Here is a 10,263-nt window from a genome sequence, read left to right on the forward strand (position 1 = left end):
AGGAGGATCGTGTGCTAGCACGAAGGAAGGCACTACTCACCCTGTTCGCCACGGTGGCCGCGCTGCTGTCGGCGCCCGGCGCCGCCGAGGCGGCCGAGGCCCCGGCGGCATCCACGGATCAGATCGCGGCGGCGGTCACCCAGGCGCCGGCGGAGCCGTGGGTACCCGGCGCGGGCGCGCCCGCGGCCGGTTCGGGAAAGATGATTGAGGTGGGGCTGGGGTTGGACTGCGGCAAGCTGGTCGGCAAGGCCCGCACCTACGCCACCGAGCACGACATCTGCCCCGATGGCCCGTCGGCGAACACCGTCACGGAGGGCCCGTGCGGCAAGGCCTGGCTCTTCGTCGTCGACGACGTCCCCGGCGACAGGATCGGCCGGATCAACTTCGGCGCCACATCGACCCTCGGCCCCATCGCCTGGCGCAACTTCTACGTCCCGTGGGCCTACACACCGCAGGGCGCGGGGCTCCCTGAGACCGGCACCATCGCCGACGTCGGCGCCGTCTTCAGCTCCACGTACGACATCAGCTACGTCCGGGGCGGGCTGCTCGGCACGGCCGGCGCCCAACTCACCGGCAACGTGCTTCTGGCCTGGGGCGCCACCTGCTCGGTGCTGCCTCCGTACCCGCAGGATTTCAAGCCTGTGACCTGACCGGCCGGATCACCAGCCGGCGACAAGGTAGGCGGAGCCGGGACGGTCGTCCCGGCTCCGTCGTCGTGCCTGCGATCAATGGTTAGGACACTCACTGCAGTGACCCGACCCGTCATCGGTGAAACACAGTTGCACGCCGCTGTACACCCGAAGAGCACGTTTCCGTCTTTGCGATACTGCTATCGATGGCCTTCGTTGCGACCTGATTGCGGGAGGTGGCGCCGATAGGAAGGCTGAGGATGCCTGCGGTGCCGGACGGGCCGATCCGGCGGTTCTACGAGCGGCTGCACCACCTCCACGCGTCGGCGGGCTGGCCGAGCATGCGCGAGCTGCAGCGTGCCACCCGCGGCGAGCGGCGCCCGCGGGGGATCAACCCGACTACCATCCACGACGCGTTCAGCCTGCCCCGCCTCGCCCGATGGGAGGTGGTGGAGGAGATCGTCACCCGGCTCGGGGGTGACGCCGAGGAGTTCGGGCGGCTGTGGCGGCAGGCCCGCGAGGTGCAGGCCCGCGACGCCGACCTCGCGGCCGTGGCGGCCGGCGGCACCCCCGTCGCCGCCTCGGTGCCGCGGCAGCTGCCTCCGGACGTGTGGGGCTTCACCGGCCGCCAGGAGCAGCTCAAGGCGCTCGACGAGCTGCTCGCCGGCGACCGAACGGCGGTGGTGATCACGGCGATCGCCGGCATGGCCGGGGTGGGCAAGACCGCGCTCGCCGTGCACTGGGCCCACCAGGTCGCCGACCTCTTCCCCGACGGCCAGCTCTACGTCAACCTGCGTGGCTGGGCACAGGGCCACCCGGTGCGGCCGATCGACGCGCTGGTGCTGCTGCTGCGCGGCCTCGGCGTGCCGGCCGGCGAGATCCCGACCGAGGAAGACGTCGCCGCCGCGCGGTACCGCTCGCTGCTGGCCGACCGCCGGGCGCTGGTGCTGCTCGACAACGCGGCCGACGCGGCGCAGGTCCGGCCGCTGCTGCCGGCCGGCGCGGCGAGCATGGTGCTGGTCACCAGCCGGGACCGGCTCTCCGGCCTGGTGGCGCGCGACGGCGCGCGACGGCTGACCCTGGACGTGCTCAGCGCGGACGAGGCACACCTGCTGCTGGCCCACATCCTCGGCGCCGACCGGGTGGCCGTCGAGGCGGTTGCCGCCGCCGAGCTGACGCGGATCTGCTCGTACCTGCCGCTGGCGCTGCGCATCGCCGCCGCCCGCATGATCGACCATCCCGGGCGCCGCATCGCCGACGACGTCACCGAGCTGCGCCAGGACACCCTCGCGAGCCTGGAGACCGACGAAGAGCAGTCGGGGGTACGGGCAACGTTCGGCCTCTCGTACAGGTCACTGGAGGCCGAGGCGCGACGGTTGTTCCGCCTCTCCGGGCTCGTACCCGGGCCGGAGCTCACCCCCGACGGCGCCGGCGCGCTGGCCGGGACGACGGGCGCGGTGTCCGGGCGGCTGCTGGAGCGGCTCGCGGCCGCGCACCTGCTCGCCCGCCAGCCGGACGGCCGCTACACCAGCCACGACCTGTTGCGCCAGTACGCCGCCGAGCGGTGCGAGGCCGAGGAGCCCGCCGAGGAGCGGCGGGCCGCGCTGGGAAGGCTCTTCGACTGGTACCTGGCCGGGGCCGACACCGCGGCCAAGCTCGTCTACCCCGACCGGATGCGCCTGCCGGTGCCCGCGCCTCGGGTCCCGGCGCCCGCCTTCCCCGACGGGGCGGCCGCGCTCGCCTGGCTCGACGCCGAGCGGGCGAACCTCGTCGCCGCCATCGCGTACGCCGCGCGGCGCGGACCGCGGCCGACCGCGTGGCTGCTGGCGGACACCATGCGCAGCTACTTCTGGCTGCGCATGCACACCGTCGACCTGGCCCGCGCCACGGCGGACGCGCTGCGCGCCGCGCAGGAGGAGGGCGACCGTCGCGCGCAGGCGATAACACTGTTGAGCCTCAGCAACATCGACCACCGGCAGCGCCGGTACGCCGAGGCGATCGGGCATTGCACCCAGGCGCTCGCCCTCGCCGAGAGCACCGGCTGGGACAAGGGGCGGGCGGCGGCCCTCGGCATCCTCGCCACCGTCCACCGCGACGCCGGCAACCTCGAGGAGGCCGCCGAGGTGTACGGGCGGGCGCTGGCGCTGTACCGCCAGGTGGGCTCGCCGGACGGCGAGGCGCTCACGCTCAACCACCTGGCCCGCACGTACTGGTACCTCACCCGGTATCCGGAGGCGCTGGACTCGGCCGCCCGGGCGGTAACGCTGCGGCGGCTGGCCGGGTCACGCCAGGGTGAAGCGTTCGCGCTGGACACGCTCGGCGAGATCTGCCACGCGGCGGGACGGTTCGACGAGGCGCTGCACCACCTGAGCCTCGCCCTCACGCTGAGCCGCGAGGTGGGCGACCGCGGCGCGGAGGCGTACACGCTGCGCGACCTCGCGGAGGTGTACCGCGACCACGGCGAGCCGCGGCAGGCGCTGGACCTGGCGCGTGCCGCGGTCGCCCAGGCCCGCCTGCTCGGCGACATCCGGATCGAGGCGGACGCGCTCAACACGCTCGCCGCCGTCCACCACCGCCTCGGCCAGAACCGTGACGCGATCGAGCAGCACGAGCTGGCGCTCGACCTGACCGGCGCGAGCGGCGACCCGTACCCGAGGATCGAGGCGTCCATCGGGCTCGCCGCCGCCTGCCACGGCCTGAGCCAGGAGCGGCGGGCCCGCGAGTACGCCCACCGCGCCCTCACCGAGGCCGGACGCACCGGGTTCCGCAACCTCGAGGAGCGGGCCCGAACCGTCGTGGCGCTGCTGCCCGGCTGACTGTCAGCGACACTCCTGACAGCCGCGAACGGTTCCAGTCCGGCCGCCCACGGCTCCACGCTGAGTCCCGCCAGCGAAGGAAATCGAGGGAGGGCTCGATGAGATCGAAATGGGTGAGCGCCGGCGTGGCCGTGGTGGCCGTGGCGATGCTCGTGGCGACGCCGGCACAGGCGAGCGCGCCGCTGCCGGTCCGCGCCATCGATCCGGGTACCGCCAGCGGCGCGGCGGAGGCCGTCGCCGGCGCGTACCGTGCCGCGTACCCGGCGATGTCGATTGCCGACGCGCGCACCGCCGCCGCGCAGCAGGCGCAGCGGCGGCTGCTGCACGACACGGTCGAAGGGGACCAGAAGACGTTCGGCGGGTCGTGGTACGACGCGCCGTCGGGTGTCCTGCACGTGGCGGTGACCACCGCGGCGGCCGAGGCGACCGCCGCGACGCTCGGGCGCGAGCTCGGCATACGGGTGCAGACGCACCGCGTCGCCCGCACCTTCGCCGACCTGGAGCGCCAGGCTGCGGCGATCCGCGGCGGCACCGGTGCGCTGAGTGCGGCCGCGGCCGGCAACGTCGGCCTGGACCTGGTCGACAACCAGGTCGTCGTCGCCGTGCCAGCGCTGCGCATGGCCTCGCTGGCCGCCGACGCGGTGCCCGCCGGGGTACGGGTGGCTGCGCGCAAGGCGACCCCGGTGGAGCCGGACGCCTGCACCGCCCGCACCGACTGCGCCGACAGCCTGCGCGCCGGCCTGAAGCTGAGCCCGCAGTGCTCGCTCGGCTTCACCTTCCGGGACAAGTTCACGCCCAACACGCGGTGGGTCATGACGGCCGGCCACTGCTCGACGGGGGTCGGCGTGACCTGGTCGACAGGGGGCACCACGATCGGGACGCTGACCGGCGCCACCGACCGGGACAGCCTCGACATCGCCTCGATCAGCACCACCAACGCGACCTACCTCGCGGACACGGTGGGGCGTATCTACATGCACGGCGCGACCAACCGGTTCGTGCCGGTCAACGGCGCACCGACGCGCACATCGTCCATGATGGCCGGTGAGGTCGTGTGCCTGTCCGCGAACGTCACCACGCCCACCGGCGCCAACAACTGCGCCGTCATCGAGCTGGTCAGCGATCCGCAGGTGCGCGGCATGGTGAAGGCGACGGGGTACGACGCGTGCGGTGGCGACAGCGGCGGCGGCTGGTACCAGCTGACGTCGGACAACCGGCGCAACGCGTACGGCATCCACAGCCGCAGCACCGCCGGCTGCAACGCCACGCCGGCCGAGTCGTGGTTCACCCCGGTGCCCGGCTTCACCGGCGGCATGACCATCGAAACCGGCTGACCGTTCCACGCTCCCGGGGGTGCGGGAGGGCCGGGCCACTGCGGCCCGGCCCTCTTGCCGGCTTCCGCCCCCCGGTGGTGGTCTGGCAGCTCGCGCTCGGCGTCGTCGCCTGTCTCGGTGGCGCGGCGCAACGTCTCCAGGCCTTTCGCGGCCAGCTCGACGACACCTCGTGCGCCAGCACGAGGTCGGCCACCCGCCGATTAGCCGCGACCGCGGCGATGTCGCCGTCCAGGAACGGAAAGTGCGGAACCGGCGCCGGCGCCTCGGTCGCAGCCTCGACGTCGGCCAGGATGCGCGGCAAGGGGGACGGCAAGTGGCCGAGCCCCGGCTGGGATCCGGCATACGACTGGGCGCCGTCGATGCGCATGATCGTGGACCTGTCCGACCTGGACAGGTCCCGCTGGGTGAACCTCACCGGCGTGAGCGGGCACGCGTTCACCGACCACCACGACGACCAGCTCGAGCTCTGGCGAACGGGCCGGACCCTGCCGATGCGCTGGACGAGGGGGCCGATCGAACAGGAGGCGGCGACGCGCCAGACGCTGACCCCCTGAGCGGACCGGAGCGCAGCGGACGGCCTCTCAGTCAGGCCAGGTCGCCGGCGATGGTCGTGATGACCTGCGACTCGGCCTCCGCGCTGAGGAAGTGGCCGCCCGGGACGACGTGGAGCCGGAAGTCCGCCGTGGTCTCCGTACGCCAGCCGCCCACCCGCTCCGGCGTGGCCACCGGGTCGTCCGCGGCTGCGAACGCGTGGACGGGGACGGCCAGCGGGACCTCCGGGTGGAAGCCGTGGGTGTCGAGGACGGTCAGGTCGGCGTGCAGGGCGGGCAGCAGTGCCTGCAGCAGCTCCGGCTGGCTCAGCACCTCGGGTGGCGTACCGCCCATCTCCCGGACGTAGCCCTCGAGGCCGTCGGCGCGGTTCTGCCACGGCCAGGTGCCGTCGTCGGTGGCGGGAGCCGCGTCGCAGGCGAGGTAGAGCCGCGCGGGCCGGGGCATCGAGCGGTCCCGCAGGGCGTGCGCGAAGGTCCAGGCCACCCGGGAGCCCATGCTGATGCCGAAGCAGGCGAACGGCCGGTCGAGCAGCGGCCCGGCGACCTCGGCCAGGTCGTCGACCAGGGCCGTCATGCGCTCGTGTGGCCGTTCGGTGAAGCGGTCCGACCGCCCCGGCAGCTGCACGGCCACGAGATCGATCCGCTCGGGCAGCAGCCGGCGCCAGTGGCGGTACATCGAGGCGCTGCCGCCGGCGTGGTGGAAGCAGAGCAGCCGGAACCGGGCCGTGTCGTCGGTGCGGCCGAACCGCTTGAACCACCGGCGGTCGACGTCCAGCGCCTGCCCGTACATGGCCACCCCGATCTCTTCGCTGCCGTGGATGTCTGAACGCTAGCGGCCGGGACGCTCAGGCCGGCGTCCCGCGATTCGAGGACACGCCGGCCATGAAGTCCGTCGCCACCCGGATCAGCGCGTCGTCCGCCTGGAAGAGCGAGGCGTGGTCGCCGTGCGGCTCGACGCGCAGCCGCCCGTGGCGCAGGCCGCCGGCTACCCGCCGCGAGCCCTCCGGGTGGGCGGTCGCGTCGTCGGCGCTGGTCACGACCAGCGTGGGCTGGTGCACCCGGGGCAGGTAGTCGCTCACGTCGGTCAGCGCCAGGGCGCCGTTGAGGGCGCAGTAGCGGTAGAACAGCTCGGCGCTGGCGTACGGGTAGAGCACGAAGTGGGCGATCTCGGCGGGCGTGCTGGTCAGCGCCACCTGGCAGAAGGCGGCCTGCACCGAGCGGGCGGCCGGGCGGCTGCGGGCGGCGATGACCATCAGCTCGATGAGGTCGTTCTGGAACTTCGTCCGGTCGCTGCCGTCGGCGAACTCGTACGCGCCGTGCCACAGGCTCAGCGACGCGATCCGTTCCGGACGGCCGGCGGCCGCCGCCAGGGCGATGACCGCGCCGCCGCACAGCCCGACGACGTGCGCGGTGCCGACGCCGTGGCGGTCCATGACGGTGAACAGGTCGCGGGCCTGGGCGGCGGTGTCGACCGCGTGGTCGCCGGCGGGGCCGGACGGGTCCAGGCCTCGGCTCTCCCAGGTCAGCACCTGCCGGTCGCGGGCCAGGTGACGCAGCCAGTTCTCGGTGAGCGCAGCCGGCATTCCGCACGCGGGCACGAACACCACCGCCTCGGCGGCCGGTGCCGACGCGTACGCGTACAGCGGCACCCCGTCGTGGGACAGCAACCGCTCGCGGTGGAAGACGGCGTCGAAGCCGTTCGCGACGGCCTCGTCCACGACGGCGTCCACCTCGGGCCCCGCGACGGTGCCGGCGGGCAGCGGGAGCGTAGCCAGCCGGTCGCTGATCACCCGCTCGAAGACCTGGAGGTCGCCGGGGCCGAGGCCGGCCGGGGCGGTCAGGCCGGGGACACCGGCGCGGCGGGCGATGTGCTCGACGAGCCCGGCCGGCCACGTGCCGGGCGGCGGGGCGACGCGTACCGGGCCGGCCAGGGCCTCGGCGAGGGGCCGCACCGCCAGCAGGGAACCGGTGAGCCGGGTGACCGCGTCGCGGGCACGGGAGGTGAGCATCGGCGCGGCCCCCAGGGGTGTCGGACGACAGGATCGGGCCGGCCGGCGTGACACCGGCCGGCCCGGGCGTTTCAGCGGACCGGGAACACGTGGCCCTTGGTCGTCCGGTCCCGCTTGCGGTTGTGCGTGTACTCGTCCTTGCCCGAGACCAGGACGGCACCCCAGTCCTGGAGGCTGATGACGCCGCCGTACTCGTCGATGTCGTCGGTGTCGGGATAGATGTCGACGTAGGTGGGCACGTACCGGCCGGCGAAGCCGAGGCGCATCTCCTGGTCGAGCGCCGAGTGCGGCTTCGACGCGTGCATCAGCGTCGACCAGAACATGATGGCCTCGCCGGGGCGCATGACCATCGAGACCGCCTTCTCCTCCGGCGGCCGCCAGTCCGGGTCCTTCTGGAGCTGGCGGTAGTCGTAGCCGTAGAACCCTCGGTTGACGCCGTCCTTCTCCGACTCGTTGATCTTGTCGGGCTGGTACGCCATCCCCTTGCTCTCGTCGTAGTTCATCCGCCAGTGGCCGTGGGTCCCGGGGATGAACTGCAGGCACGCGGTCTCCTCGGTGGCCGGCGTGAACGCCGTCCACACGGTGAGGGTGCCGCCCCATTCCTTGTGCTCCGGCGGCCACACGATCTGCGGCTTGCCCGACGCGAACGAGAACGTGTCCGCCTGGTGCCAGTCGGTGCCCTCGTCACCCGGGTACTTCGGGAAGAACTCGGAACGCCAGCAGAGCACGTTCGGCCCGAGGATCGAGGCGACCCGGTCGACGATCCGCGGGTGGCAGATGTGGTCGGCCAGGAACGTGGAGTCGAGGTGCCGGTCGTAGTTGGCGATGTTGGTGTTACCGGCCTGCGCGCTGTCGTCGCTGTAGACGGCACCGTTGCGGTCCATGAGGCGCAGCCGCTCACGCTTCCACAGCCGGCGCATCTCGTCTTCCTCGTACACCTTGAACGGGCCCATGAAGCCCCGCTCGTGGAAGCGCTGGACCTCTTCGGGGGTGGGGGTGAAGCTCTCCAGGGTGTTGGTCATGTCAGTCCCTCGCCGTGTTGGGAGCCCCGAGCTGCGCCGCCACGAGCGCCGACAGGCCGTCGACGCTCGCCTCCTCCAGCTCGCCGACGTCCGTCGTGATGTCGAACCTCTCGTTGACCCGGGCCACGATGCGCAGGAAGGCCAGGGAGGTAGCGCCCTGGTCGAACATGTCCACCGCCGGGTCGACCTCGCGGGCCAGTTCCGTGTGCACGATGTCGGTGACCGCCCGCGCGACCTCGGCGGCGGTGATCCCCGTCTGCTGCGCGGACGTCATGGCCGGCCCCGCCGTTCGTCACTTGCCCAATGCATCGCGATCCACCTTTCCTTGCAGCGTCATGGGAAATTCGCCGACAACCTTGTAGAGCGACGGCCGCAGGTGCCGGGGCAGCGCCGCACGGGCGTGCCGCTCGGCGACGGCCGGGAGGTCGGGGTCCGGCCCGCCGGCGGGCAGCAGGTACGCGACCAGCCGCACGTCGCCCTCGCCGAAGACCCGGGGTGCGACCACGGCGCGGGCGACCCCGGGCACCCCGGCGAGGCAGTGCTCGATCTCGCCGGGTTCGATCCGGAAACCCCGGACCTTCAGCTGGTCGTCCACCCGGCCGAGATAGCAGAGCTCACCGCCGCCGGGCCGGCGTACGGCCCGGTCCCCGGAGCGGTAGGCGCGCTCGCCGCCGGCCGTGACGAAACGCGTGGCCGTCAGCTCCGGCCGGTGCAGGTAGCCGCGGGCCACGCCGGCGCCGGCGACGTACATCTCGCCCGGTACGCCGTCGGGCACCGGTTTCCCGGCCTCGTCCCGCAGGTGTACGCGCAGATCCGGCAGCGGGACACCGATGGGGCTGACGCCCCGCTCCGCCAGATCGGCCGCGGTGATCCGCCGGTACGTGCAGTGCACCGTCGTCTCGGTGATCCCGTACATGTTGACCAGCTCGGGGGTGCCGTCGCCGTACCGCTCGATCCACGGCGCGAGCAGCTGCGGATCGAGGCGCTCACCGCCGAGGACCACCAGCCGCAGCGCCGGCCCGATCACGCCGTCGCCGAGCACGGTCAGCAACTGGTGGAAGGCCGACGGCGTCTGGTTGAGCACGGTGACCCGCTCGTCGCGCAGGACCGAGGCGAGCAGCGCGGGGGAGCGGGTGCCGCGTTCCGGGACCAGCACCAGCCGGCCGCCGTACAGCAGCGCACCCCAGACCTCCCACACTGAGAAGTCGAAGCTGAGCGAGTGGAACAGCGCCCACGTGTCGTCCGGGCCGAAGCCGAACCAGGGTTCGGTCCCCGCGAAGAGCCGGGTCACGTGGCGGTGCTCGACCGCGACGCCCTTCGGCTTGCCGGTCGATCCGGACGTGTAGATGACGTACGCGAGGGAGTCCGCGGCGGCCTCGGTGGGAGGCGTACCGGGGCCCGGCTCGGCGGGGTCCACCCACACCACGTGCGGATGCCGTCCGCGGACCGCCGCCGCCACGTCCGGGGTGGCCACCGCGATCGGCGCGCCGCAGTCGGCGAGCAGGTAGTCGACGCGTCCGGCCGGGTACGCGGGATCGATCGGCACATAGGCGCCGCCCGCCTTGAGGATGCCCAGCATGCCGACGACCGCCTCGGCGCTGCGGGCGGTGCAGAGGGCGACCAGGACGTCCGGTCCCACGCCGAGGGCCGCCAGCCGGGCCGCGAGGCGGTCGCTGCGCGCGTCGAGGTCCGCGTACGAGACCGGACCGTCCGGGGTGGACAGCGCGATCCGCCCCGGGTTCTCGCGGACGCGTTCCCGGAACACCGTGTGCAGGCAGTCGCCTGGAAGCACCTGGATTCCTTTCGCCGCGAGGTCGGTCGATCCCACGCTAGGCAGGGGCGGGACAGCGGCGGAGTCACGTGAAACGGCGACCGGGCCGTCCTCGTATCACGGGACAGTCC

At 73.3% G+C, this 10,263-nt stretch carries 8 protein-coding genes and 1 pseudogene; 4 read left to right on the top strand and 5 right to left on the bottom strand.

The features are described from left to right. The first annotated feature begins 11 nt into the window (after positions 1–11). From AB0K03_RS22840 to AB0K03_RS22855, 4 genes and pseudogenes are all read left to right on the top strand, one after another. Entirely contained in the window at positions 12–650 is a 639-nt protein-coding gene (locus AB0K03_RS22840) for a hypothetical protein (protein WP_364687944.1), read from the top strand. A 239-nt stretch (positions 651–889) separates the two neighbouring features. Continuing rightward, positions 890–3,445, top strand: a complete 2,556-nt coding sequence (locus tag AB0K03_RS22845; protein WP_364687946.1) for a tetratricopeptide repeat protein — start codon at positions 890–892, stop codon at positions 3,443–3,445. 98 nt (positions 3,446–3,543) lie between these two features. Beyond that, positions 3,544–4,779 carry a trypsin-like serine protease gene (locus tag AB0K03_RS22850; RefSeq protein ID WP_364687948.1) on the top strand — a complete coding sequence of 412 codons (1,236 nt, stop codon included), beginning with the start codon at positions 3,544–3,546 and terminating at the stop codon, positions 4,777–4,779. 353 nt (positions 4,780–5,132) lie between these two features. Beyond that, a pseudogene (locus AB0K03_RS22855) lies at positions 5,133–5,333 on the top strand (penicillin acylase family protein); the annotation flags it as partial. Positions 5,334–5,364: 31 nt separating this feature from the next. Here AB0K03_RS22855 and AB0K03_RS22860 read toward each other — a convergent pair. The 5 genes from AB0K03_RS22860 to AB0K03_RS22880 form a co-directional block, all read right to left on the bottom strand. Next, complete coding sequence (locus AB0K03_RS22860; protein ID WP_364688121.1) at positions 5,365–6,120, bottom strand: thioesterase domain-containing protein; 756 nt, start codon at positions 6,118–6,120, stop codon at positions 5,365–5,367. 55 nt (positions 6,121–6,175) lie between these two features. Beyond that, positions 6,176–7,339 carry an alpha/beta hydrolase gene (locus AB0K03_RS22865; RefSeq protein ID WP_364687950.1) on the bottom strand — a complete coding sequence of 388 codons (1,164 nt, stop codon included), beginning with the start codon at positions 7,337–7,339 and terminating at the stop codon, positions 6,176–6,178. Positions 7,340–7,410: 71 nt separating this feature from the next. Then, positions 7,411–8,361, bottom strand: coding sequence for a chlorinating enzyme (locus AB0K03_RS22870; RefSeq protein ID WP_364687952.1), 951 nt, complete (start codon positions 8,359–8,361; stop codon positions 7,411–7,413). A gap of 1 nt (position 8,362) precedes the next feature. Then, the gene (locus AB0K03_RS22875; protein WP_364687954.1) at positions 8,363–8,635 is read right to left on the bottom strand and encodes an acyl carrier protein; all 273 of its coding nucleotides are present in this window, start codon (positions 8,633–8,635) and stop codon (positions 8,363–8,365) included. 18 nt (positions 8,636–8,653) lie between these two features. Beyond that, complete coding sequence (locus AB0K03_RS22880) at positions 8,654–10,153, bottom strand: amino acid adenylation domain-containing protein (RefSeq protein ID WP_364687956.1); 1,500 nt, start codon at positions 10,151–10,153, stop codon at positions 8,654–8,656. Between the last annotated feature and the right edge of the window lie 110 nt (positions 10,154–10,263).

Source organism: Actinoplanes sp. NPDC049316, assembly GCF_040677315.1.
Taxonomy (GTDB): Bacteria; Actinomycetota; Actinomycetes; order Mycobacteriales; family Micromonosporaceae; genus Actinoplanes.

What these genes read in the sequence shown, in the direction of transcription:
- AB0K03_RS22845 (WP_364687946.1), top strand. Translation starts at nt 890, where the DNA reads ATGCCTGCGGTGCCGGACGGGCCGATCCGGCGGTTCTACGAGCGGCTG.
- AB0K03_RS22850 (WP_364687948.1), top strand. Translation starts at nt 3,544, where the DNA reads ATGAGATCGAAATGGGTGAGCGCCGGCGTGGCCGTGGTGGCCGTGGCG.
- AB0K03_RS22860 (WP_364688121.1), bottom strand. Translation starts at nt 6,120, where the DNA reads ATGTACGGGCAGGCGCTGGACGTCGACCGCCGGTGGTTCAAGCGGTTC.
- AB0K03_RS22865 (WP_364687950.1), bottom strand. Translation starts at nt 7,339, where the DNA reads ATGCTCACCTCCCGTGCCCGCGACGCGGTCACCCGGCTCACCGGTTCC.
- AB0K03_RS22870 (WP_364687952.1), bottom strand. Translation starts at nt 8,361, where the DNA reads ATGACCAACACCCTGGAGAGCTTCACCCCCACCCCCGAAGAGGTCCAG.
- AB0K03_RS22875 (WP_364687954.1), bottom strand. Translation starts at nt 8,635, where the DNA reads ATGACGTCCGCGCAGCAGACGGGGATCACCGCCGCCGAGGTCGCGCGG.